This window comes from Acinetobacter sp. A3 (assembly GCF_012371415.1).
Taxonomy (GTDB): domain Bacteria; phylum Pseudomonadota; class Gammaproteobacteria; order Pseudomonadales; family Moraxellaceae; genus Acinetobacter.
Genome location: NZ_JAAZQW010000002.1, coordinates 141,810 through 167,191, shown reverse-complemented (window position 1 = coordinate 167,191; position 25,382 = coordinate 141,810). Strand labels below are relative to the sequence as shown.

The window sequence follows — 25,382 nt, the reverse complement described above, 5'->3', positions numbered from 1 at the left end:
CACTACTGAATCGACATAGACAAAATGAGCACTTATGCAAATATTTGTCTATATTTTTAGTTATAGTTAATTACTCCTAGCTAAAATAATCCAAAAGTACAAAAACTAATTAAAAAACGCAGCCCGAAGACTGCGTTTAATGATTTGATTTAGAGCTGTAAGCGACAGGTTAAATCGCTTAAATTTTTAGTTGAGTGCCGTAACGACTGCTTGACCCATTTCAACCGTACCAACTTTATTCATGCCTTCAGACATAATATCGGCAGTACGTAAACCTTGATCTAATACATTGCCTACAGCATCTTCAATGGCTTTTGCTGCTGCTTCTTCACGGAAGGTATAACGCAACATCATTGCTACAGAAAGAATAGTCGCTAATGGATTTGCTAAGTTTTGACCTGCAATGTCTGGCGCTGAACCATGACATGGCTCATACATGCCTTTGCCATTTTCATCTAAAGAAGCAGATGGCAACATACCAATAGAACCCGTCAACATTGCCGCTTCATCAGACAAAATATCACCAAACAAGTTAGAGGTTACAATCACGTCAAACTGTTTTGGTGCACGTACCAATTGCATCGCCGCATTATCTACATACATGTGCGATAAATTGATGTTTGGATAATCTGCTTGCTGCATTGCAGTGACTGTTTGCTTCCACAACTCTGTCACTTCAAGTACGTTGGCTTTATCGACAGAACATACTTTACCACCACGTAAGCCAGCCAATTCAAAGGCAACTTTGGCAATACGCTTAATTTCAGACTCTGAATAAACGTCGGTGTTATAACCTTGTTTTTCACCATTTTCTAATTCACGAATACCACGTGGCTGACCGAAGTAAATACCACCTGTTAATTCACGTACAATCAGAATGTCCAAACCTGCCACAATCTCAGCTTTCAAGCTAGAAGCATCTGCCAATTGTGGGTACAAAATCGCTGGACGTAAGTTAGCAAACAAATTCAATTCACTGCGTAGTTTTAATAAGCCACGCTCTGGACGAATTGAACGCTCAATATTATCCCATTTTGGACCGCCAACAGCGCCTAATAAAATTGCATCGGCTTTTTTAGCCTGTTCAGATGTTACTGCAGGGTACGGTTCGCCATGTGCATCAATTGCAGAACCACCCAATAAACCTTGTTCCCAAGTCAAACCCAAATTGAATTTTTCATTGACACGTGTCAGCACTTGTTCAGCAGCTTTCACAATTTCTGGACCAATGCCGTCACCAGCTAAAATCAAAATATGTTTTGACATGAAAATTTCCATTGTTAATAACAGTCAACGACTGTAGAGACTAAATTTTTTGTTCCACAAACTCGCCCAAGCCATTCAGGACATTGTAGGGTTTGCAAAAACGACGAATGGGTTTGTTGTTTTGCATCAGTTCCACGCAAAGTGGATCGGGTGCAGATACATTTAATAAGCTGCCTTTAGTACGAATGCGGTCTCGATACATTCTAAAGGTGTATTTTTGCTTGGCATTAAACTTATGAATGACATGCAATTTTTCTGCACGATCTTTAGAAATCGGATAAAAACGTATTACCAACTCATGCTGTGCAGGAGGTACAGACAAATACAAGGCGTTCGATTTATTTAAGGAAGATTCCTGTAAACGCACCAAACCTTGTTTGATGGCAGTACGTGTCACACGATGATTTTCTGCATCTACAATGGTGACTTTATTTAACCGTTCAAATTCACAATCATCCGTACCTGTACAGTAAATTAATGCATTGGATTTAGTTTGCGCAGTTTCTTTTACCTGTTTAAGCCGTGCTGTATCCCACGTTTGGCATGCACTTAACGCAGTCACACAAAATCCAATTACAGCAAGCTGACCGAAAATCTTACTCATTGTTCGCGCCCAACCTCACTTGTTAGATACAAAATATAAAAATTATTATGTGTCGATGTTAGCAAGAGTTAGGCCACGATGCTATGACTAATTTGACTGGACTTAAGCCTGAATTTCAGCAAAAACCCATGGACGAGATTGCTTGGTTTTCTCTTCATAAGCACGAATATCATCTGCCGCTTGCAAAGTTAGACCAATATCATCTAAACCATTCAATAAACAATGTTTACGGAATGGATCGACCTCAAACTTAAATGCAGTACCGTTTGGTGTGCGTACTTCTTGCGCTTCTAGGTCAATGGTTAATTGATAACCTTCAGTTGCCGCACATTCCTTAAATAACTGTTCAACCTGATCTTCAGCTAAAATTACAGGTAACATGCCATTTTTAAAGCAGTTATTAAAGAAGATGTCAGCAAAGCTTGGTGCAATCACGGTACGGAAACCGTATTCATTCAATGCCCACGGCGCATGCTCACGGCTTGAACCACAACCAAAGTTAGCACGTGAAATCAAAATTGATGCGCCCTGATAACGTGGTTGATTCAACACGAATTCAGTATTCAATGGACGTTTTGAGTTGTCCTGTCCTGGATAGCCTTCATCCAAATAACGTAATTCATCAAATAAGTTATCACCAAAGCCTGTGCGCTTAATTGATTTCAAGAACTGTTTTGGAATGATTAAGTCAGTATCGACATTGGCACGGTCTAATGGTGCAACGATACCTTGTTCAACGGTATATTTTTTCATGTTTAATTCTCACTGAATCCGTAACCTCTTCCCCTCTCTTCTATCACGAGAGAACTCCCTCTCCCTCTTAGGAGAAGGTTGGGATGAGGGAATAACTTAGAATGAACGTACGTCTACAAAATGACCTGCAATTGCAGCTGCAGCAGCCATTGCTGGACTCACCAAGTGAGTACGACCACCGTTACCCTGACGACCTTCAAAGTTACGGTTTGATGTCGATGCACAGTGCTCACCTGGTTGTAACTTGTCTGCATTCATGGCCAAGCACATTGAACAACCTGGCTCACGCCATTCAAAACCTGCTTCTACAAAAATTTTGTCTAAGCCTTCTTGTTCTGCTTGTTGCTTCACTAAGCCAGAACCAGGAACGACCATCGCTTGTTTAATGCTTTCAGCAACTTTACGACCTTTAATGACTTCAGCTGCGGCACGAATATCTTCAATACGCGAGTTGGTACATGAACCAATAAATACACGATCTAATTGAATGTCTGCCAAAGACTGACCTGCAGTTAAACCCATATATTGATAAGCACGTGTCCAGTCATTGCGCTGTACGTCATCTTTAGCTTGTTCTAAAGTCGGTACGGCTTGTGACACTGGAATCACCATTTCTGGAGAAGTCCCCCAAGACACTTGTGGCTCAATCTCTTCACCTTGCAATACAACGACGGTGTCAAAGTGTGCGCCTTCATCTGAATGTAAGGTATTCCAATAAGCAACTGCAGCATCCCATTGCTCGCCTTTCGGTGCGTAGTTACGATCTTTCACGTATTCAATGGTTTTGTCATCAACAGCCACCATACCTACACGTGCACCCGCTTCAATGGCCATGTTACATACGGTCATACGGCCTTCAATGGACATATCTCGGAAAACTTGACCACCAAATTCAATCGCATGGCCTGTACCGCCTGCCGTACCGATTTTACCAATAATAGCCAATACGACGTCTTTTGGGGTAACGCCCTGACCTAATTTGCCATCTACACGCACCAGCATGTTTTTCATTTTCTTTTGAACTAAGCATTGGGTTGCCAATACGTGTTCAACTTCAGAAGTACCAATACCATGTGCCAAACAACCAAATGCACCATGTGTCGCTGTATGTGAGTCACCACACACCACCGTCATGCCTGGTAAAGTTAAACCTTGCTCAGGCCCAACCACGTGCGCAATACCCTGACGGATGTCATTGATGTCAAACTGCACCACGTTAAAGGTTTTACAGTTGTCATCCAAGGTTTGCACCTGAATACGTGAAGTATCATCTTCAATACCTGCAATACCATCTGCACGCTCTTTTTTAGAGGTTGGTACGTTGTGGTCAGGCGTTGCCACGTTGGCACTTAAACGCCACGGTTGACGACCTGCAAGTTGTAAGCCCTCAAACGCTTGTGGAGAAGTCACTTCATGCAATAAATGACGGTCGATATACAATAAAGCTGAGCCATCGTCACGTTGGGTGACCAAGTGATCATCCCACAATTTGTCATACAAAGTTTTTGCTGTTGGATTTTGTGCTTGTTGGTTTTCGCCTGCCATGTCAGATCTACTCCACTGGACTGGGTAATTTTTTCATTCTTTCGATTATAACCGCGAATTTGTATAAATCTAATTTATCATTTTTATTAATTTAAAAACTTTTGGGAATTAATATTTATCTCCAAGCAAAATATTTTTATTGGTTCAAACCTGTTTTGTTTTCAAGTTGAGTTCTATCAACATCGTTTCATCTAAAAAATAATTACGACTAAAATCTAATTTTCCAATCAAAAACACAAAAATATTCGTTTTTACAAATCAAACAAGAATGATTATCCTTTAGCTATCACACAGAGAAACACCAAAGCAGCACAGGAGTATCACATGAGTCATATTCAAAAATTTGTTGCTAACAATCAACGCATGTTCAAAAAGACCTTGAGCTACTACATTATGCACATCACCGTGGCAATGGTGGTTGGTTATGTGGTCACGGGTAATATTTGGATGGCTATTACCTTAAGTTTGGTCGAACCAACGGTTCAAGCGGTGGCTTATTTCATTCACGAACGTATTTGGGAAAAGAAAACACAAGCTGAAGAGACCAATATTATCGCCTAGTTAACATATCGTTATGCTCTAGTTATCCTCTTCTCAAGTGAATACTGCTGTTCTATTTCTTCCTCTTAGATCATCGTAGCGCAAGCGACGATGATCTTTTTTTATGCCCTTTTTAAACCTACTCCTTTGAGGATGTTTCTGCCTACAGTTTCAAAATATGTAGAATTTGTTTTGATTAATTCTAATTTTTTCTAAATAATAAATACAGTGATAAAAAATACTTATAGGTAGTTCAGATGAATCTTGCAGCCTTCGAAGCTTTTGTAAAAGTCATGGAAACGGGCTCTATTTCTTTGGCCGCAGATCAACTGTTTATTACCCAGCCGGCAGTGACCAAACGCATTCACAGTTTGGAAGATTATTTTGGTGTAAAACTGTTTGAATCGGCAGGACGTGGCGTACAGGCTACACATGCGGCACATTCATTGTTACCTAAAGTTAAAAACTGGCTGAATGAGCTGGGCGATATTCATCACACCCTCAGCCATGAACAAGGGCAAGTTCAAGGCAAACTGAAAATTGGCACCAGTCACCATATTGGTTTGCACCATTTACCCAATCATTTACGAGAATACGTACAGGAATTTCCCAATGTCACACTCGATGTGCATTTTGTCGATTCTGAACAGGCACATGAGCAGGTTTTGGCGGGAGATTTAGAACTGGCTTTTCTGACCCTTCCACCTAAACTGGATGAGCGCTTGGCTTATGTCACCATTTGGAATGATCCTTTGGTCTTTGTCGTGGCACCATTTCATCCTCTAGCAGGTCAAAAAAACCTACAATTGTCCGACTTACTTAGCTACCCAAGTTTATTGCCCGCTGCGCAAACCTATACTAGTCAAATCACCTTAGCAGAGTTTGAAAAGCAAGGGGTAAAACCTAAAGTCACCATGAGCAACAATCCGTTAGAATCAATTCGGATGTTGGTGTCTATTGGTTTGGGGTGGTCTGTTTTACCCAAAACTTTGGTCAACCAGGACTTGCAACAGTTAGATATTGATTTAGAAATGAACCGTCAACTCGGTATGGTATGGCATCCTGGACGGACACAATCACGTGCAGTTTTAGAATTGATTGAGATGATGAAGCATTAAGCATTACAACTCAAAAACATTTTTATCTATAAAGCTTACTTTTCTAGACTCAACAAAATAGCCCTCAAGTGATTCATCACTTGAGGGCTATTTTTATCAGAATTTCAAAATGCTGCGTGGTCTATTTCTTAACGATTGACCGAATCTTCATGTAAAGATTCATTCAATTGATCCACCACAATCGCCCATGAACCATCCGATTTTATTTTTTCAACAATAAACTGACGTTGTGCGTCTGTCCAAAAATCAGCATCGGCAATATTGGTTTCTGCGCTAAGTTGATGTGTCACAATAAATTGCTGAATCGCTTCTTCACTGGCATCTAAACCTAATTGTTCAAATAAATGTGTCATTCTTGGGCGTACACCGCTCATTTTTTCACTCCTGCTGTTTTTTAATTCTTGCCTTACCTTAGCACGCCTATTCTAAAAATGAATGACATAATCCAACATTACAGCAAATAAAAACAAAACAGAAACAAGCGACTAGTTACACCTGATACAGCGACAATTGCGCTAATCTAAGCTTTAAATTGACCAGTCCTGCACATCCCAACCTTGCTCTTCCGCCAAAGCCTGTAAACGTGCATCGGGGTTTACTGCAATGGCATGATCGGCATATTCCAGCAAGAAACGGTCGTTAATGGAATCTGAATATGCCCAAGACTCGGTCACATCGCGGCCTTCTAGCCATTGCTCCAAACGTACCAATTTGCCTTTTTGGTAACATGCAGTGTTAATGACCTTACCTGTATATTTTCCATCGACCACTTCCGCATTGGTGGCAATAATTTCAGTAATGCCAAATTCACGAAAAATAGGTGCCGTAATAAAGTCAGAAGTTGCAGTGATGCCTACCAATTCATGTCCTAAAGCCTGATGACGCTGAATCGCTTTAAAGCCTTCGGGACGCATTTGCGGACGAATCACCTTTTGCATAAATAGTTCATGCAATTCGGTCAGGTATTGATTGTCGTGCTGAGTTAAAAATTCAAATACAAATTCGTTATATGCAATTGGGTCGAGCTGCCCTGCTTTGTAGTCTTCATAAAACTTGTCGTTCATGGCGCGGTGACGGACTGGATCGACCAAACCTTCATTTACCAAAAACTCACCCCAAGAATGATCTGAATCAGTATTTAACAAGGTGTGATCGAGATCAAATAGCGCCAATTTCATGAAAATACTCGTAAAAACTGAAATTTAAGAAAAAAATTGTAAATCTATCTCCGCTAGTCGATAGAAATTCGTTAAGATCATAGCAATTTTAACATTATTTACACTTTGCGTTTTCGAGTTGGAGAAAAGAAATCATCATCCCCGAGTGCAAAGTCATAAATTAAACAATATTTAGGTAGCCAAATGATCGACTCAGAAGGTTTCCGACCCAATGTCGGGATCATTTTGGCAAACGAGTTTGGACAAGTTCTATGGGCAAAACGCATTGGTCACAATGCATGGCAATTTCCACAAGGAGGTATCCAATATGGAGAAACCCCTGAACAGGCACTTTATCGTGAGCTGAGAGAAGAAGTTGGCTTACTGCCCGAACACGTCCAAGTTATCGCGCAAACTAAAGGTTGGCTGCGTTATCGTTTGCCACATCGGTACATACGCACGGATTCAGACCCAGTATGTATTGGTCAAAAACAGAAATGGTTTTTATTGCAACTGACGGCTTCAGCACATCATATTCGGCTGAATTTGTCAGACCCGCCTGAATTTGATCAATGGCAATGGGTCAGTTACTGGTATCCGCTCGGTCAGGTCGTCAATTTTAAACGTGACGTCTACCGTAAAGCGATGGTGGAATTGTGTAATCAATTACCGCTCAAAAAACCTTAAAAACCTGCAAAAAATGTAGGTTTTTAAACTTAATGTTATAGACGCAGTTGTGATAACTTAGGGTCATGAGCTGTGTAACAACTGACCTAAAAATAACCCATCTAAATATGGAGTAGCGCGTATGTCAAACATGCAACTGGATACCCTTAGACGCATTGTGCAAGAAATCAATGCGTCCACCAGTTTGCATGAATCACTCGACATTATGGTGAATCAGGTCGCAGAAGCCATGCATGTGGATGTCTGCTCGATTTACCTGTTGGATGAACGTAATCAGCGCTACCTCCTCATGGCTTCAAAGGGTTTAAACCCTGAATCTGTGGGACATGTGTCTTTACATACCAGCGAAGGTCTAGTCGGACTGGTTGGACAGCGTGAAGAAATCGTCAATCTAGACGATGCGCCTAAACATGAACGATTTATGTACTTAGCCGAAACAGGTGAGGAAATTTATAACTCCTTCCTTGGTGTACCAGTCATGTACCGTCGTAAAGTGATGGGTGTTCTTGTGGTTCAAAACAAGGACAAACAAGACTTTTCTGAAGCGGCAGAGTCCTTTTTAGTGACGCTCTGCGCCCAGCTTTCAGGCGTGATTGCACACGCACATGCTGTGGGCAATATTGATGTATTCCGTAAACCGAATAACCTGCCTGCCTACAAAACCTTTCAGGGGGTATCGGGTTCAGGTGGGATTGCTTTAGGCCGTGCGGTCATTCTGTACCCTCCTGCAGACTTGGCAGCTGTGCCAGACCGTGAAGCCGATGACATTAGCGAAGAACTGACTTTACTGGATAACGCACTCGATGCAGTACGTCAGGAAATTCAAGCGCTTGATGACAAAATGCAGGATGCCTTAATGGCAGAGGAGCGTGCACTGTTTAGCGTGTTCCTGCGCATGTTGGATGAAAATGCCCTACCTGCCGAAATTAAAGAACTGATTCGTGAAGGGAACTGGGCGCAAGGTGCGGTGCGTATTGTCATAGACAATCACATTGCCCTATTTTCGCAAATGGAAGATGACTATTTGCGTGAGCGTGTGTCTGATCTGAAAGATTTAGGCCGTCGTATTTTAGCCTCTTTGCAAGAAGCAGATGCCAGTCACCGTGAACTGACCGATGAAAGCATTTTAATTGGCGAAGAAATTTCCACCGCAGCTTTGGTAGAACTGCCTGTCGATAAAATTGCAGCGATTGTCACCACCGAAGGGGCGATGAATTCACACATGGTGATTGTGGCACGTGCCCTTGGCATTCCAACTGTAGTGGGTGTGACTGAGCTGCCAATCAACAGTCTAGACGATGTAGAAATGATTGTAGATGCGCACCAAGGTCGGGTCTTCATCAACCCGCCACGACGTATGCGCACACGCTATAAAGAGATTCAAAAAGAAGAAGAACAGATTGCCAAAGACCTGAAGCAATATGAAACCAAAGATGCCATTACCCCAGACGGCGTTGCGGTAAAATTGTACGTCAATACAGGTTTAATGATTGATGTTGTACGTGGCGTGCAACGTGGTGCTAAAGGGGTTGGCTTATACCGTTCTGAAATTCCGTTTATGTTGCGTGATCGCTTCCCGGGTGAAGAAGAACAACGTGCCATTTACCGCCAACAGCTTAGCCATTTTGCCAATAAACCTGTGGTGATGCGTACGCTGGATATTGGTGCTGACAAGGACTTGCCATACTTCTCAATTGAGGAAGAAAACTCAGCCTTAGGCTGGCGTGGAATTCGCTTCACACTGGATCACCCTGAAATTTTTTCTTCGCAAATTCGCGCCATGCTGAAAGCCAGCATTGGCCTGAATAATCTACACATCTTGCTGCCTATGATTACCAGTGTCAGCGAGGTAGAAGAAGCCTTGTATTTGCTAGATCGTGACTGGCAAGCAGTACAGGAAGAAGAACAGGTTAAAATTAACAAGCCTAAAATTGGCATTATGGTGGAAGTACCTAGTGTACTGCTGCAAATTGATGAATTTGCCCCGTTGGTGGATTTTTTCTCGGTGGGATCAAACGACTTAACCCAATATTTATTGGCTGTTGACCGTAACAATCCGCGTGTAGCCAACGTCTATTCACACTTTCACCCTGCAATACTACGCGCCTTAACCCGCTTGGTAAAAGAATGTCATAAATATGATAAGCCAGTGAGTGTCTGTGGTGAAATGGCGGGAGACCCGCTGTCTGCGGTACTTCTGATGGCGATGGGCTTTAATACCCTGTCGATGAGTTCAAGTAATATTCTGCGGGTGCGTAAAGCGATTTGTCATGTACCAATGAGTGATGCACAAAATCTACTAGAACAAGCCTTAAAAATGAATAACCCACTTATGGTAAAAAGTTTGCTTGAATATTATTTTAAAACCCATGGCTTGGGCGATATGGTGAAACTGGCAACACGCATCGTAGCGCCATAAACATTGCTAAAGCTCAAGCAGCACGCAATACATCCCAAAAACAACAAGGGCGATAATCATCGGAATATCGCCCTTGTTTGTGTTTGCTATAGCCTCGTTTGGCATTTTTCTTGCGGTCTACAAAAACCTGACTTTTGTTGACCTCATGCATGTGCTTTGCCACAAAGTTATGCTGAATAAGTTCTGGCTGTTTTTTCTTTGCCATGATGCTGTTCCTTTCAGTTGATCATTGAAATGAGCAGTATACCTGCTCTATATAAATGGAGGTGTTGGCGTAAAATTCAAGCCGATAATATCTGCAAAATATGGTTAATCTTCCTTCACCCTTCCACACAAATTGGGCAGCCGATCATACGCTTTTTTGTACAATTTACAAGCGATTTACCCTAAATAGTGCTAAGATAAAAATAAGGGTGAAAAACTTACTAAAAGCAGTTTTACTGGATTTTTCTAACGGTTATTTTTGAAAGCTATTTTAAAGAATATTCAGCTGCTTTACCCATACAATTATAGCACGAAATTCTAAAAAATTTTATTACTTTGCAAAGACTTAGTAGTTATAAAATCCACTAGAAAAACGGCAATGATTGGCTAATATGAATATAGAAGATCAGTTAAACAAGACCATTAAAAACAGGAGTCAAATCTATGATTTATGAAGTATCTGGAGATATTTTACTGAGCGAAGCACGTGCAATTGCTCACGGTGTTGCCCCTAACGATAACTTTGCTACAGGTTTGGCTTTAAGTCTGCGCGAGCACTGGCCTGCATTGTATAAAGACTTCCGTAACTATTGCCATATTTACCACCCTAAAGCGGGCGAGCAATGGACTTGGGTCAATGCTGAAGGTCAACGCATTGTGAACCTGATGACTCAGGAAGCCGCTTATGACAACGGTTCAAAACCTGGTAAAGCATCAACAGAATACGTAAACCGTACTTTGAAAAACTTAAAACAGTTGATTGAAGAAGAGAAAATTGAAAGCTTGGCATTACCACGTCTTGCAACAGGTGTAGGCGGTTTAGATTGGGAAGATGTACGTCCACTGATCTACAAACACTTAGAAGATTTGGATATTCCGATCTACATTTACACACTTTATCAAAAAGGTGTAAAAGCTGAAGAGCCTGCGAAATAAGTATTGCCAGATCAGCTTTGACTCGATCTATTGAGTGTGATTATTCAACACTTAACTGAAAGAGACGGTTCGATTCACCCGTTTGGTGTTTGCCAAGCGGGTGAATTTTTTGGTGTTCTGAACACAGCGAGCGAGTATTGAGTTTTATACCGCAAATGCACGCTGTAAAATGGCGGCAACATCTACCTGTTCAGGTTTCAGCATACCTACCACTTGCCCATGCGACTCACTATAACGTGACTGGATAAAACCCTGTGCAACAAAGTCTGGGGCATAACGCAGTAACAATACCGCTTGTGCAAAGATCACCAAACGGCTGACTAAAGAACGTGCCATAAATTGTAAATCTTGACCGTTCGTGCTCTTCAATAACTGCTGCAAACGATCTAACTCACGACTTAAAATAACATCTGTAATGGCAGTACCCGCCAAGTCTTGTAATAACACCTGAATTAGCTCAGGTTCTCGCTGCATGGCGCGTAGCACATCTAAGCACATCACATTGCCTGAACCTTCCCAAATGGTATTCACAGGCGCTTCTTTGAAAATACGTGCCATGATGCCGTTATCGACATAACCATTGCCACCAAAGACTTCCATCATCTCGCCTGTAAGCTCCACAGCTCGTTTGCATACCCAAAACTTCGCTGCAGGTGTCATTAAACGCTTCCATGCCAAAGACACAGCATTATCGCTTTCATAACAATTTGCCAAATGAAAACTGAGTTGTACTGCAGCTTCAGTTTCCAGTGCTAAATCTGTCAAAACCGCCTGCATTAATGGCTGATTAGCCAGCGTCTGCCCAAAAGCCTGACGCTGTCGGGTATAGGCAAGGCACTGCACAAGGGCTTGGCGCAACATGGCACTACTGCCCACAGCACAAGTTAAACGGGTGTAATTCGCCATTTCAATAATCGTGGGAATACCACGCCCCGCTTCTCCAATCATAATGCCCCAAGCCTTCTGAAATTCGACTTCTGAACTGGAGTTGCTGCGGTTTCCGACTTTGTCTTTTAAGCGCTGTACCTGAACATGATTTTTGCTGCCATCTTCCAACCAGCGCGGTACAAAGAAACAAGCCAAACCATCTTGCTCGGTATTGGCCACCACCAAATGCGCATCACACATCGGGGCCGAGAAAAACCATTTATGCCCTGTCAGTAAATAAGCTTGGCCTCGTCCTGTTTCTGCGACTGGAACGGCAAGTGTTTGGTTGGCACGCACATCTGAACCACCCTGCTTTTCTGTCATCCCCATGCCGAGCCAAATAGATTTCTTTTGTGAAATTGGCACATCACGCGGATCATATTCATTGCTTAGCAGCTTTTCGCCAATTTTGGCCCACAATTCAGGTTCACGCTGAATCAGCGGAATACTGCCCAAAGTCATAGAATTCGGGCATAAATTACCACATTCAACTTGTCCTGCCAGATAAAACCGACTGGCCCAATCCACCCACTTTGCTGTAGATTGAAGCTGTTTAAATGGATGCGCATGGGTGTCAAATTCACGATTCAGCGCCATCCAGTGATGCCATGCGGGATGAAACTCAACCACATTCTGACGATGTCCACGAGCATCAAAGGCATGTAAAATAGGGGTATGCCGATTGGCTAAATCTGCATAGTGATAATATTCTGCCGAAGCCGCAATTTGCCCCATTTCATTGAGCTGTGTCTGATCCGTACTACCATAACGAGATAAAATTTCTTGTAAAACAATGTCACTTTCAAATAAGTTATAGTCTTGTAGTTCGTCAAACTGATTTTGAATTTGATGGGTCGCCCATGTTTGCATTGTGTTAGATCCCTGATGATTTTTTCCTGATGATGCTTTTCAGTATAGAAAATAATAAGCAGCAAGGTGTTCGGCTTTATTTATGAAAAATTCTGAGATACAAGTACGTCGTAAACCGCGCCAATCAAGGGCTAAACTGACCCAAGAGGCCTTACAGGAAAGTTTTGTTCGGCTTTTACATGAACGCCCTGCAGATCAAATTACCATTCGTGAAATTACAGACTTGGCAGGCGTGGGTTTAGGCACGTTTTATGAATATTTTTCTAAAAAAGAAGATTTAATTGCACTCACCATTCACCTACACGTGAAAACCAATGCAGAACGCCTACAAACTTATGCACATCGGCAACTGGAGTTATCCACAAATCTGGCTTTTGAGGATTATTTGCAGCTAATTGTAGGCTTTCAGCTCGAACAGATTCAGGCCCAACAATTTTTATGGGCGCATAGTTTTTTATTAGAGCGGCAAATTTCTAGCATTGAAATTTATAGAAAAAGTTATGCCATGATGGTGCAGATGTGGGTGAATATTCTTGGCCCATTTATCGCCAATGCAAGTCAATGCCACACCCTTGCTTTAAATATGCAGCGTATTTGCTATGGTTTTATCGCACAAAGTTTATTAATTGAGCCTGATTTTCAGGATTGGCCGCAATTACATAGCGATATGTTGCAAGCCATGCTGCCTTTTTATAACAACCTTAAAAGCCTTTAATAGCTTCCTATTTACGTCAGCCAAGCACTCAGTTTTAGCATCGTTAATGCCAATCATCAGCAACAAATTTATCTATTTGTAAAATCAATAAAATCGTTTTACATTATAATGGCAAGATTTAGATGCTTTCAGCTATGCATGACATTTCAGCATGATATTGTGGTGTTGTAGTTGATTTTTAAACGAACAAAACGGTTCATGGCAGCTTGCTTTATGAAGATAAGTTTCTAATGCAGCCCCCTACATGATGATCACAATAATGGAGAACAATGATGAGCCAAGATATTAAAAAATGTCCTGTGACGCATTTAACCACTGACGCGGGCGCACCCGTTGTTGATAACCAAAACAGTATGACCGCAGGTGCTCGCGGTCCATTGCTTGCACAAGATTTATGGCTCAATGAAAAACTAGCTAACTTTGTTCGCGAAGTGATTCCTGAGCGTCGTATGCATGCCAAAGGTTCAGGTGCTTTTGGTACATTTACAGTGACCCATGACATTAGCCAATATACTCGCGCTAAAATCTTCTCTGAAGTGGGCAAAAAAACTGAAATGTTTGCTCGTTTCTCTACCGTTGCAGGTGAGCGTGGTGCTGCCGATGCAGAACGTGATATTCGTGGTTTTGCACTGAAATTCTATACCGAAGAAGGTAACTGGGATTTAGTCGGTAACAACACACCAGTATTCTTCTTCCGCGACCCTCGCCAGTTCCCAGACCTGAACAAAGCCGTAAAGCGTGACCCGCGCACCAACCTACGTGATGCAACCAACAACTGGGATTTCTGGACATTACTGCCAGAAGCATTACACCAAGTCACCATTGTGATGTCTGACCGTGGTATTCCAGTCGGTTATCGTCACATGCATGGTTTTGGTAGCCATACCTATAGCTTCATTAATGCCAACAATGAACGCTTCTGGGTGAAATTCCACTTCCGCACGCAACAAGGTATTCAAAACCTGACCGATGCTGAAGCAGCAGAATTAGTGGGTCGTGACCGTGAAAGCAGCCAGACTGACCTGTATAACGCCATTGAGCGTGGTGATTTCCCTAAATGGACGCTGTTCGTACAAATCATGCCTGAACTTGAGGCAGAACAAGTGCCATATCACCCATTTGACCTGACTAAAGTTTGGCCTAAAGGTGACTATCCACTCATTCAAGTGGGTGAGTTTGAGCTGAACCGCAACCCAGAAAACTACTTCCAAGATGTTGAACAAGCCGCCTTTGCGCCAAGCAACCTTGTTCCAGGAATCAGCTATTCACCAGACCGCATGCTACAAGCACGTTTGGTTAACTATGCCGATGCTGCTCGTTACCGTGTAGGCGTGAATCATTCACAAATTCCTGTGAATGCAGCACGTTGTCCTGTGCACTCAAACCGTCGTGATGGTCAAGGTCGTATGGATGGCAACTATGGCAGCTTGCCACACTACGAGCCAAACAGCTTCCACCAATGGCAAGAGCAACCACAATACCGCGAACCTGCATTAAAAATCCGTGGCGATGCAGATTTCTGGGATTATCGTGAAGACGACAGCAACTATTTCAGCCAACCACGCGCATTGTTCAATCTAATGAACCCTGAGCAAAAACAGGCACTGTTTGATAACACTGCACGTGCAATGGGCGATGCGCTAGACTTCATTAAGTACCGCCATATTCGTAACTGTTACGCATGTGACCCTGCTTATGGTGAAGGTGTTGCTGCTGCGTTGGGCATGACTGTTGCAGATGCACAAGCTGCTCGTGCAACGGATCCTGCACTTGGTCAGCCAGGTGTACTGTAATCTTTACACTTAAAGATTCACTAAAAATATAAACTCATAAAAAAGCCCCTATTCGATAGGGGCTTTTTATTGTGTCGTTAGCAACTAACGCTTTTCAGCAAGTAGAAAACTACTTTTGGCTTGTTAACGACTACACAATTAGCTTCTTACCTTCACGAATACAATAAAACGGATTCATTAATTTAGATGAACGCTTCATGGCATGATGCAAGTCTGCCTCAGGCTGCTCACGCCCTTCATCGGTCAACTCAAAAGTGCGGTAATGAATGGCCAAAGAACATTTGGAATGTAAATCTTTATGGGCCTGAAAGGCATCTTCAGGGTTCATGTGCATATAACGCATCAGATTACGTGGCTCATAAGAACCAATAGGCAAAAGTGCCACACGTGGTGCGCCAATACGGGTTTGTATTTCCTTAAAATGTGGAGAATAACCTGTATCCCCCGCAAAGAAACAATGGTCTTGCCCATGCAAAATAGAAAAACCGCCCCACAACGCCATGTTCTGATCACGTGCACCACGCCCCGAACCATGTTGTGCAGGGGTGTACACAATTTTAAGCTCTTTAAACAAAGCCGACTGCCACCAATCCATTTCAATCACATGCAAGTCTGGCGGTAAATACCAGCTATTGCCCAAACCTGTATAAATAGGCATGGCAAATTGATGGTTCAACCATTTTAAGGTGGCTAAATCCATGTGGTCATAGTGGTTGTGGCTAAGCAGCACGGCATGAATGGTGGGTAAATCCTCCAATGCAATGCCCGCAGGACAGGCACGTTTAGGCCCTCTGCCCTGTTTTGGGCTCACATGCTCAGCCCAGACTGGATCGGTCAAAATGTTATAGGGGCCAATTTGAATCAATACAGTGGCATGCCCTACAAACCAGACTTGCCAATCATCCAAACTGGCCTGTGGGCGTAATTGTGGAACCGCACGCGGCGTTGCAAAGAACTGTTGTGCCTCTTGTTGGGCATTGACCTTCCAGCTGTTCGATTTACGTTTTAGCAACCATTTCAGTAAATCAGTTTGGCTGCGCCCCTCAGGACACGCCACAGGATTAAAAAACTGCGTGCCATCATAATGATTTGAAGGCAAAAACTGTAGCTTGGGTTTACGCCAAGTATGTGACCAACAGGCTTCCGTTGGCAGTTGAAAATGCTTTTGTTCCACGTTGTTCATGTAAGCCCAATAATATATAGCGCATCGGCCATGATGCTTTTAATCCTGATCTGTTCAGAAATAAACACAGCTTTGGTTCATGTGTTGACTCTATCACGCATAGTAGCGAAATCAAGCGGGCAATTTCCTTTATGTTTTTGTTGTTTTGAGAAAAAAGTCGTATCGGACAACAACTCAGCACTGCAAAATTAGCCTTTGCAGAAATACTGTTCGCGCCATTCTTTCCAGAAATACATCACAATACCCAACATCACCACAGCAATACCAACAAATGCATTCATGCTGATGTGTTCATTGTTTAGCATTGCACCTAAAATCAGCGCAATAATAGGCGTCATCACATTGCTTAAAGAAACTGTAGACGCAGTTAAACGGCGAATCAGCCAGAAATAGCACAGCATTGCCACAATAGACGACATGATCATGGTAAAGATGAAACCAATCATGGTTTTCACCCCAGGCATGACGGTTGGAACATGCTGCCAAATAAACGGAATTAATAACAATGAACCCAGTGCCGAAACCATTAATGAACCTGTAGCCTGAGACATAGGACTTAAAGGTGCATTGATTTGTTTGACCCAAAAAATTGAGCTGATATAAGACACCATGCTAATCAACATGAGCACCACACCCCAAGGATTGACTTTGCTGTCGGCAGAATCGGCAAAAACAAAACTTAGCCCTGAAATGGCAATTGCCATACCAATCCACTGTAACGCTATCAGTTTTTGTGTACGCAGAATCACATGACCGATCAAGCCTGCAATCAATGGCGAGAAACCAAAAATCAGCGCCATTAAACCTGACGTTAAATAATTTGCCGCCAAATAGATAAACAGTTGCGCGCCAATTAAGTTCAGACTCCCTGCCAAATAGCTTTTCATAGAAGTGCTATCAAAAGGCAGTGGGCCACGCATCAATTTGAGTAAACACAGCGCAATCACAGAAGCACCAAAGTAGCGGATTATCAGCACCCACATCGGATGGACTTCTTGCACACTCCAAACAATCGCCAATGGCGTAGTGGCCCAGATCAGCACCAAGAGCGCATAAATACTAGCGGTCACAACAAGCGGAGATGTATTGGCGTTCATACTTGACTCAACATGAAATCTAACTTTTTTAAGCACATAAAAAACAGACCTGAGTTGCCTCAGGTCTGTTTCATTTACTCAAGATCACTTCACCAGTTTGCGAAGGTCTTGGCTCACATCTAAATACTTGTCTGCTTCAAATACGGCCTGTTTACTAATCAGCTTTTTCAGATGACGCATGTCTTTGGCAGCGTTCACGGTAATTCCACCTACAATCACGCCATCAGTCACACCAAACAGTACGAATGTGGAGTCACTGCGTTTAGTCGCATCCATCTCACCACGTACATGCCATTCTGCTGCCGACATATCACCAACGAATTGGTAGTTGATGTCGAGCTGATCAGTCCAGAACCAAGCAGGATTTGCAACAGGATGCGCCACGCCCATGACATGACGTGCAAAAATGCCTGCTTGCAAGTTGGCATTTTCCCAAGTTTCTACACGCCGATGGTTACCACATTCACGAAGTTGTGAAGCAACATCGCCCGCAGCATAAATGTCTGGGTTTGAGGTTTGACAGTTTTCATTCACATGCACTGCAAAATCTGCATCCAAACCTGCTTCAACTGCTAGTTGTGCATTTGGAATAATACCAATACCGTAAATCACAGCATCAGCACGAAGTTCTTCGCCGCCCTCAAGGGTGACAACAATTTCTTCACCATCCAACTTACAATCTGCAATTTGCGTGGACAGACGTACATCGACACCAGCCAGTTGCTGCTGCTCAAGCAAGAATTCACTTAAAATACGTGGTGATGAACGACCCATCACCATTGGCCCCATTTCAATGACCGTTACTTGGCAGTCTTTGAAACGTGCTGAAGATGCCAACTCCAAACCAATCACACCGCCACCAATTAAAATGATACGGCGACCCGCTTGCAGCACAGGAACCAAAGCTTGTGAGTCTTCAAGGTTACGCAGCGTGTAAACGTGTTTACCCAAAGCATCAAAATTTGGCAAACGACGTGCTGCACCACCTGTAGCAAGCAAAAGTTTGTCGTAAGCAACAACCTCACCGTTTAAGAGTTCGACGGTTTTCGCTTCAGCATTGATTTTGCTCACACCATTGCCACGGATGGTTTCCACGCCCAATTCTGCCAATTTTTCTTCAGACAGAATTTCGATTTTGGTTTCTTCTGGACGTAAAATTACATCTTTAGACAGTGGTGGGCGCTCATAAGGCAAATGTGTTTCATCACCAATGAGGATGATTTTGCCTGCATATTGGTTGCCACGCAGCTCAAGAATAGCACTCGCCCCTGCCTGACCTGCTCCCACAATTACAATTGTTTCAACGCTCATGGACTTAACCTTTTAACTCGGCAGATACGATGCCAAAGCCCGCAATCCACTCACTAATATCTTCATAGCAATGTGTGGTCATTTCATACGCACCCAGCTCATCCAATGCCGCAAAAGCAGCCATCCATGAACGAACTTCCTGACCACCACGGCCGCCATCACGACGAATTTCAGCTTCAGTCATGGCTTCCATTGCCGCAAAATCTGCATGCTTGAATTTCTCAAGTAAGGCAATATCCCACTCTGGGCTAAGTGGCACTGCGACCGATGTATCACCCGCTGCAAGTTTTTGCCCAACAGCAATAATCTTGGCCTGACGTGCATGACGTGCTTCAGCACTTGGGTTACGCCCTGCAATTAAAAACTCTTCAACTTCCGGTGGCACTGAACCCATTTGTGGTGTTGGTGGATCGTGCGACAAACCACCTGTACCTAAAACAAGAACACGTTCATTTTCAAGATTTAAAGACTTGATAAACTGCCCCACTGCACGACCTAAAGCAATGGTACGCTTCGTGGTTGGCATTGGTGCTGCAGCACCATTAATAAATACAGGAATAGTTGGGTAACGGTCTAACTGACCATCGCACAAGAAGTGTAAAGGCTGAGTCACTCCATGATCGGCCTGCATACGATACGAGTACGCCACATCTACGCCTTCATCCAATACACGACGCACCATAGCCAACGCTTTGTCTTCAGGTACATCAATACGGTCATTGTCTTTGCCGTAGTCCCAGTCACCCGCAGCCGTTGCGCGAATACCCACACAGAAACTTGGCATCAAATCGTAAAAGAAACCATTAAAATGGTCTGGACCAAACGTGATAATTAAGGTTGGATCGTAAGCTTTGACTTCTGCAGCAAGCTGCTCAAAGGCAGCACGAACTTTTTGTTCTTTGGATTGATCTTGCGGTGTTGCAAATTCCATTAAAGGACTGTGCGATGCACAAATGAGTTTAACGGCCATGAGAGACTCCTAAATAAGGAAGGCAGCCCAGAGAAAGGCTGCCGATTCGTCTATTGAATTTAGACTCAATTTTATTCGTCAAAGAAACCTGCGCGTGGTTGACGTAAACCACGAATACCCAGACCACATTCTGCATTGATCAGAACACCAGTCAGTGGACGGTTATTTTGACGAGATGCTAAGAGCACATAAGAACCTGTCATATCTTCTGGCTCAGGCAAGAAGTTAAGCGGCATACCGCGTGCAATTTTTTCAGGGTCACGCGCATCAAGTAAGCCAAGGTTTTCCTGCCCCAAAGAGGCTGCTCCCTTAATATTGACATTCATTGCTGATGGCGCAACGGCATTGACACGTACTTTGGGTGCCAACTCATAAGCCAACTCTTTCATGATGCCAACACCTGCATGTTTAGATGCAGTGTAAACAGGGCCACCGCCTGAAGAATACAGCGCAGAATTGGATAAGGTTAAGATGATGGAACCTTCAGATTTCACCAATTCATCTAGTGCCGCTTTTGCACCCAAGATCAATGCCTTGGTGTTAATGCCCATGATTTCATCAAAGGCTTTTTCAAGCTGTTCACCCGAAGTATTGACGATATCTGCATAATGGTCCCAGATCCCTGCATTGCCAATAAAGCAATCCAGTTTTCCAAAACGCTCCACAGTGGCCTGTACAGCACGGACATTGTCTGCATAGTTGGCAACATCACCAGCGACAGCCACAATTTGATCACCAAAACGTTCTTTTAAGGCATCCACTTTAGATTGCGAGCGCTGCAATACGCCCACATGCGCACCTTCTTCAAGGAAGCGTTCTACCAAAGCCCAACCCAAACCAGAACCGCCACCTGTAATCAGTGCCACTTCGCCTTTTAGCCAACCCATGCTTACTCTCCTGCCATTTCTACGTATAACGCACCATCTTCAACCACCACAGGGAAGGTTTGAATTGGGTCAGTTGCTGGCAAGCATAAAGCTTGACCAGTTTTTAAACAGAAACGTGCAGAATGTAGTGGACATTCAACCGTGCCATCATCTTCAAGATAACCTTCAGACATAGACGCATTACCGTGTGAACAACGGTCATTCATGGCAAAGAACTCACCACCGTTATTGAATACTGCCAGTGCTTCGATACCGTTTACACCGCAGTCCACTTTTAACGCTTCGCCTTCGTCTAATTCGTCAACTTGGCAAACAAAAATCTTATTCATTAGAAGAATACACTCAGGTTGTGTGAGTTATACGTTACTTGGTCAAGCACAATCTTACGGTTGAAAATTTGGAAGCCTAAGCCACCTTCAACACGACGGATTTTGTCATTACGCTTACCACAGTAAATCGTCACGTCTTTCTCTTTTTGAGTACGGTACAGTAAGTAAGTTACGTGTACATCGTATTCACCTTCAACATCTGTTGCTTCAACAATCACGTTGCTAACCATGTGCGTTGTACGTGATGGAGGCTCTTCTGCCCACGCCATACCCGTTTCTAAACGTGCTACACGGCGCTCAAGCAAGTGTTTGTTGTCGTTGAACACCCAAGTGGTTGGTGGCTCAACTGAACGACGACGGTCACGGGTTTGCGCATTTGGTGTAGTACGCAAGGTATAAGAAATATCTTCTGCCATGAGTTCTAACCACTCACGGAATTTCCAGTCGTCCAGCAACTTTGCTTCGCGATACAAGAATTGGCTAACTTCGTGTTGAAGTTCTAAACTGATTTGACTCATTTCACTAGCTCCTTCTCGTATTCGTCAGCTGCTTTTTCAACATCTTCCCATTTTTCATGGATCAGCAAATCTGCCCAACGGCGGTACATACCACGTGCTGCTGTTTCAGAGAAAATGTAGTTGGTAATACCCGGAATACCATCTTCACGGATTTTTTCGTTACCTTTACCCATCTCAACAATCAGTTTGTTTTGACGCGCTTTGTAACCACGTAATACTTTTTGAATTTCAATCCAGTTTTCAGAGTCGTCTTGCTCTAAGAAACCTGCTGGACCGAATGCACGTGTTGCAGAACGCTCAAAAGCGTCTTTCACTTCTTGAGAGGCTTCAGCATCGGCAATACAGAATGCCCATACTTCAGTTTTGTTCGGGCCACGTGGGTGCCATACGCGAAGTGTTGCTGTACCGTTCAACCAAGACAAGGTTGGGAACATCGTGTTGTGACCAGCCAAACGTAAGGCACGAACTTCACCTAAACGCTCTTTAACTTCGTCATACGTTTCACGGAAATAGTTAGCAACTTCGCCATCTACCCATACGTTTGCATCTGGTTTTTCTGTAAAGAAGAAACCTGAACCGTGACCACGTGAACCGTATTGAAGTGCGTCTTTCGCAGTTTCCCAAACAGGACGAGCGGTTTGTGCAGCACCCAGTTGTTTACTGCTGTCATCATCTGGTTTTGCACCCAAAACCTGAATAGCAGATGCGTGAGAGAACAATGCGTGGTATTGGTCAGAGGCAAACTGTTCTGCAGCAAATTTCCAGTTACAGTCAATTTCCCACTTGTGTACACCACCAATAATTTCTGTACCACCCGGACGACGATCCACCACACCATCTAAGTACCAAGCGATGTCGCCCATGTATTCTTCTAGGTCAGGAGTCGTTTCATCCCAACAACCGAATACCAAGCCTTTGTAAGACTTCACACGGTTCACTTCCACCAAGCCCCATTGCTCTTTACAAGCACCTTGAGGATAAGCACGTTCTTCTAATGGAATATCTTTGAGTGAACCATCAATACCGTAAGACCAGCCGTGGTATGGGCAAGTAAATGCACGCGTATTACCACAGTCTGCGAAGCTCACACGCATTGAGCGGTGACGGCACTGGTTTAAAAATGCTTTGATTGAACCGTCTTTTTGACGTGCCACAATAATTGGATCTTCACCCATGTAGGTGTTGAAAAAGTCGCCAGCTTTAGGAATTTGGCTTTCATGACACAGGAACAACCACGTACGGCCGAACACGCGTTCAAGTTCTAATTCGTAGATATCTGGATCTGTATAAATAGATGGAGTGATACGTCCATTTTGTGCATCGACCAAAGCGTCGATTTCGCGCACATCAATTTTTCCACTCATGAAAAGCTCTCCTGTGACCAACAACGGCACAAAGTAAATAGACTCAACTTTGGATGGATAATGATTTTTTAGGGACGTTTAGTGAAATATTTTTTTTGTTTCAATTAATAGATTTTATGGATTAATAAAACTTTATATTATGCGATTAAAACATTACACAATGATAAAACCCTATTTATTTCCTAAATGACACAATAATTTTCATCTGATGGTTGTTTATAGATTATACTTTTATTAATCTATAGTAAGACATATTTTGAATTAATCTTTGGAATGGCTGTATGGAATTACGTCACCTTCGCTACTTCATTACCGTGGCTGAAGAACTCAACTTCAGTAAAGCGGCGCTTAAGCTTTATACGGCTCAACCTTCGCTGAGTCAGCAAATTAAAGACTTAGAAGAAGATGTTGGCGTTAAACTGTTAAACCGTACCAAACGCAAGGTTGAACTGACCGAAGAAGGCGCTGTATTTTTGGAACAGGCTCGCCTGACCCTTGCCCAAGCCGACAAAGCCGTTGCCATGGCACGTCAGGTTTCACAAGCCAAACAGCAAATGCTGCGTATTGGCTTTGTACCGGTGGCGGAAATGAAAATTTTCCCCTTTGTTTTGCCAAACTTACGGGTACAAAACCCAGATTTAAAAATTGAATTGCTCAGCTTGAACAATACCGAGCAAATGAAGATGATCAAAAAAGGTGAGCTCGACATCACCTTTACCCGACACAATATCAATAGTGATGAAATTGAAAGTCAGTTTGTGCTACGTGAGCCGCTGATTTTTATTTTGCCTAAAGATCATCCATTAGCAAAATATGAGCGTATTCCTGTTAAAGCTTTAAATGGCGTAGATTTTATTATTCCTGCGGCAGAAGCATCTTATACCTTACACCATTTGATTGTCGATTTTTCCAAACAACATAATATTGAACTGAATGTTGTGCAAAAAGCAGACAACATTTTATTTAATATCAACTCTGTAGGTATGGGTTTGGGTTGCACCATTTTGCCGGGCTATGTTGCACCACTAACCATGGAAAATACTGTGATTCGCCCCTTAGATGTGGAATTACCATATTTGGACTTATATGTGAGTTATGGCAAAAACAGTAACTCACCTGCTGTACAGAAATTTTTAGAGCTGCTCACTCGCGTGTTCTATTTGGACATAAACCGCGAATAAAACTCAAACCTGAAATACCCAATCATAAAAGTGCTTTTTCTCCACCAAGGGAAAAAGCACTTTTTTTATTGCCTCTGCATCAATACTCAGCTTTAGACTTAAGTCTAAACTTATTTTTGAAAGATGATGCAAAATGAATGCTTATTAACTTTAAATATCACAGCGCATTTTTATATAAAATTACTGCCATCTAGCGCCTTAAATTACAACTTAAGTCTAACAAGTAAACCTACCTAAAATACCCAGAATTACTTAGACTCATGCCATAAAACAGCGCACAATCAGGTGAGAACAAAAGCCTTAAAAGGAATAAGAATGCTAAGAAATCCATTTACACGCATGCGATCTGGTATTCAGTCACGTCCTTATTTCTTTATTAGTTTTGTAATTACTATTGTGCTGTATGCCATATTTCAAACTTTCAGTACATGGGCATGGTCAAGTTGCTTATTACTAAGCTGGAATATTGCCATTTCCTGCTATTTACTGCTGACCATGCTTAATCTGTGGCACAGTGATCATGCACATATTTTGCAACGCGCCCAACAGCAAGATGCCAGCAAATGGCTGATTCTATTTTTGGTATTTTTAACCTTGGTGATGTGCTTTATTGCGATCATTATTGAGGTGAATTTATTTGCACAAAGTGAATTTGTGCGCATGGGACATTTTATTTTATCTATTACCACCATTTTATGTGCTTGGTTTTTTATGCACACCATTTTCGCCATCCACTATGCCCATGACTACTATTTGGCATTGCAACAGCAGCAAGAAGGTGGGCTGGATTTTCCTAAAACGCCCTACCCGACTTATCCAGATTTTTTGTATTTTAGTTTTGTGATTGGTACTTCAGCACAAACTGCAGATGTTTCAATTAGCTCACAACCTATGCGCGTACTAAACACACTGCACATTATTTTGGCTTATAGTTTCAATACCACCATTTTAGCCATTTGCATTAATTTGGTGGCCAGTTTTATCCAACACTAAATGCCCCTGCTCATA

The 25,382-nt window shown here is 42.8% G+C and carries 25 protein-coding genes; 9 read left to right on the top strand and 16 right to left on the bottom strand.

The window, feature by feature from the left end:
* Positions 1-186 precede the first annotated feature (186 nt).
* From leuB to leuC, 4 genes are all read right to left on the bottom strand, one after another.
* A complete protein-coding gene (leuB, locus tag HHA42_RS01940) occupies positions 187-1,266 on the bottom strand; it encodes a 3-isopropylmalate dehydrogenase (protein ID WP_168417506.1) in 1,080 nt (359 codons plus the stop codon).
* Between the two features lie 40 nt (positions 1,267-1,306).
* Positions 1,307-1,870, bottom strand: a complete 564-nt coding sequence (locus HHA42_RS01935) for a hypothetical protein (protein WP_168417507.1) — start codon at positions 1,868-1,870, stop codon at positions 1,307-1,309.
* Positions 1,871-1,972: 102 nt separating this feature from the next.
* On the bottom strand, positions 1,973-2,623 hold the full coding sequence (leuD, locus tag HHA42_RS01930; protein ID WP_168417508.1) for a 3-isopropylmalate dehydratase small subunit: 651 nt from the start codon (positions 2,621-2,623) through the stop codon (positions 1,973-1,975).
* A 96-nt stretch (positions 2,624-2,719) separates the two neighbouring features.
* A complete protein-coding gene (gene leuC, locus HHA42_RS01925) occupies positions 2,720-4,168 on the bottom strand; it encodes a 3-isopropylmalate dehydratase large subunit (RefSeq protein WP_168417509.1) in 1,449 nt (482 codons plus the stop codon).
* A gap of 324 nt (positions 4,169-4,492) precedes the next feature.
* On the opposite strand from leuC, the gene HHA42_RS01920 reads away from it, so the two are divergent.
* On the top strand, positions 4,493-4,729 hold the full coding sequence (locus HHA42_RS01920; RefSeq protein ID WP_167845755.1) for a DUF2061 domain-containing protein: 237 nt from the start codon (positions 4,493-4,495) through the stop codon (positions 4,727-4,729).
* 236 nt (positions 4,730-4,965) lie between these two features.
* Positions 4,966-5,826, top strand: a complete 861-nt coding sequence (locus tag HHA42_RS01915) for a LysR family transcriptional regulator (RefSeq protein WP_167845754.1) — start codon at positions 4,966-4,968, stop codon at positions 5,824-5,826.
* 128 nt (positions 5,827-5,954) lie between these two features.
* Here the strand turns inward: HHA42_RS01915 and HHA42_RS01910 are convergent, their stop codons facing one another.
* Positions 5,955-6,200, bottom strand: coding sequence for a DUF2789 domain-containing protein (locus tag HHA42_RS01910; protein WP_167845753.1), 246 nt, complete (start codon positions 6,198-6,200; stop codon positions 5,955-5,957).
* A gap of 153 nt (positions 6,201-6,353) precedes the next feature.
* A complete protein-coding gene (locus tag HHA42_RS01905; protein ID WP_168417510.1) occupies positions 6,354-7,004 on the bottom strand; it encodes an HAD family hydrolase in 651 nt (216 codons plus the stop codon).
* Between the two features lie 183 nt (positions 7,005-7,187).
* Between HHA42_RS01905 and HHA42_RS01900 the strand changes: the two genes are divergently transcribed.
* Positions 7,188-7,670, top strand: coding sequence for an RNA pyrophosphohydrolase (locus tag HHA42_RS01900; protein ID WP_004976084.1), 483 nt, complete (start codon positions 7,188-7,190; stop codon positions 7,668-7,670).
* Between the two features lie 121 nt (positions 7,671-7,791).
* Positions 7,792-10,089: a phosphoenolpyruvate--protein phosphotransferase gene (ptsP, locus tag HHA42_RS01895; protein ID WP_168417511.1), complete on the top strand. Its 2,298-nt coding sequence runs from the start codon at positions 7,792-7,794 to the stop codon at positions 10,087-10,089.
* 13 nt (positions 10,090-10,102) lie between these two features.
* Here ptsP and HHA42_RS01890 read toward each other — a convergent pair whose 3' ends face one another.
* Positions 10,103-10,294 carry a hypothetical protein gene (locus tag HHA42_RS01890; protein WP_168417512.1) on the bottom strand — a complete coding sequence of 64 codons (192 nt, stop codon included), beginning with the start codon at positions 10,292-10,294 and terminating at the stop codon, positions 10,103-10,105.
* Between the two features lie 443 nt (positions 10,295-10,737).
* On the opposite strand from HHA42_RS01890, the gene HHA42_RS01885 reads away from it, so the two are divergent.
* Positions 10,738-11,229, top strand: coding sequence for a macro domain-containing protein (locus tag HHA42_RS01885; protein WP_004976080.1), 492 nt, complete (start codon positions 10,738-10,740; stop codon positions 11,227-11,229).
* A 144-nt stretch (positions 11,230-11,373) separates the two neighbouring features.
* Here the strand turns inward: HHA42_RS01885 and HHA42_RS01880 are convergent, their stop codons facing one another.
* A complete protein-coding gene (locus tag HHA42_RS01880) occupies positions 11,374-13,026 on the bottom strand; it encodes an acyl-CoA dehydrogenase family protein (RefSeq protein ID WP_168417513.1) in 1,653 nt (550 codons plus the stop codon).
* Between the two features lie 82 nt (positions 13,027-13,108).
* On the opposite strand from HHA42_RS01880, the gene HHA42_RS01875 reads away from it, so the two are divergent.
* Both HHA42_RS01875 and HHA42_RS01870 read left to right on the top strand, forming a co-directional pair.
* Positions 13,109-13,741 carry a TetR/AcrR family transcriptional regulator gene (locus HHA42_RS01875; RefSeq protein ID WP_168417514.1) on the top strand — a complete coding sequence of 211 codons (633 nt, stop codon included), beginning with the start codon at positions 13,109-13,111 and terminating at the stop codon, positions 13,739-13,741.
* A gap of 272 nt (positions 13,742-14,013) precedes the next feature.
* The gene (locus tag HHA42_RS01870; RefSeq protein WP_168417515.1) at positions 14,014-15,534 is read left to right on the top strand and encodes a catalase; all 1,521 of its coding nucleotides are present in this window, start codon (positions 14,014-14,016) and stop codon (positions 15,532-15,534) included.
* A gap of 130 nt (positions 15,535-15,664) precedes the next feature.
* Here the strand turns inward: HHA42_RS01870 and HHA42_RS01865 are convergent, their stop codons facing one another.
* The 8 genes from HHA42_RS01865 to hcaE all read right to left on the bottom strand — a co-directional run bounded on the left by HHA42_RS01865 (position 15,665) and on the right by hcaE (position 23,193).
* On the bottom strand, positions 15,665-16,717 hold the full coding sequence (locus HHA42_RS01865; RefSeq protein WP_168417516.1) for an MBL fold metallo-hydrolase: 1,053 nt from the start codon (positions 16,715-16,717) through the stop codon (positions 15,665-15,667).
* 188 nt (positions 16,718-16,905) lie between these two features.
* Positions 16,906-17,814 carry an EamA family transporter gene (locus HHA42_RS01860; RefSeq protein WP_168417517.1) on the bottom strand — a complete coding sequence of 303 codons (909 nt, stop codon included), beginning with the start codon at positions 17,812-17,814 and terminating at the stop codon, positions 16,906-16,908.
* Positions 17,815-17,898: 84 nt separating this feature from the next.
* A complete protein-coding gene (gene hcaD / locus HHA42_RS01855) occupies positions 17,899-19,125 on the bottom strand; it encodes a 3-phenylpropionate/cinnamic acid dioxygenase ferredoxin--NAD(+) reductase subunit (protein ID WP_168417518.1) in 1,227 nt (408 codons plus the stop codon).
* Positions 19,126-19,129: 4 nt separating this feature from the next.
* On the bottom strand, positions 19,130-20,095 hold the full coding sequence (locus HHA42_RS01850) for a 3-carboxyethylcatechol 2,3-dioxygenase (RefSeq protein ID WP_168460355.1): 966 nt from the start codon (positions 20,093-20,095) through the stop codon (positions 19,130-19,132).
* Positions 20,096-20,166: 71 nt separating this feature from the next.
* Positions 20,167-20,982 (bottom strand): 3-phenylpropionate-dihydrodiol/cinnamic acid-dihydrodiol dehydrogenase, encoded by an 816-nt coding sequence (hcaB, locus tag HHA42_RS01845; protein WP_168417520.1) that lies wholly within the window; start codon positions 20,980-20,982, stop codon positions 20,167-20,169.
* Between the two features lie 2 nt (positions 20,983-20,984).
* Entirely contained in the window at positions 20,985-21,311 is a 327-nt protein-coding gene (gene hcaC / locus HHA42_RS01840; RefSeq protein ID WP_004976057.1) for a 3-phenylpropionate/cinnamic acid dioxygenase ferredoxin subunit, read from the bottom strand.
* Positions 21,311-21,829: a 3-phenylpropionate/cinnamic acid dioxygenase subunit beta gene (hcaF, locus tag HHA42_RS01835; RefSeq protein ID WP_154321079.1), complete on the bottom strand. Its 519-nt coding sequence runs from the start codon at positions 21,827-21,829 to the stop codon at positions 21,311-21,313. The genes hcaC and hcaF overlap by 1 nt, the downstream gene beginning before the upstream one ends.
* A complete protein-coding gene (gene hcaE / locus HHA42_RS01830; protein ID WP_154321080.1) occupies positions 21,826-23,193 on the bottom strand; it encodes a 3-phenylpropionate/cinnamic acid dioxygenase subunit alpha in 1,368 nt (455 codons plus the stop codon). The genes hcaF and hcaE overlap by 4 nt, the downstream gene beginning before the upstream one ends.
* Before the next feature lie 281 nt (positions 23,194-23,474).
* Here hcaE and hcaR point away from each other — a divergent pair, with 281 nt between their 5' ends.
* Together hcaR and HHA42_RS01820 are read left to right on the top strand one after the other, a co-directional pair.
* Positions 23,475-24,374 carry a DNA-binding transcriptional regulator HcaR gene (gene hcaR, locus HHA42_RS01825; RefSeq protein WP_168525255.1) on the top strand — a complete coding sequence of 300 codons (900 nt, stop codon included), beginning with the start codon at positions 23,475-23,477 and terminating at the stop codon, positions 24,372-24,374.
* 315 nt (positions 24,375-24,689) lie between these two features.
* Positions 24,690-25,367: a DUF1345 domain-containing protein gene (locus HHA42_RS01820; protein WP_168525253.1), complete on the top strand. Its 678-nt coding sequence runs from the start codon at positions 24,690-24,692 to the stop codon at positions 25,365-25,367.
* The last annotated feature ends 15 nt before the right edge of the window (positions 25,368-25,382 follow it).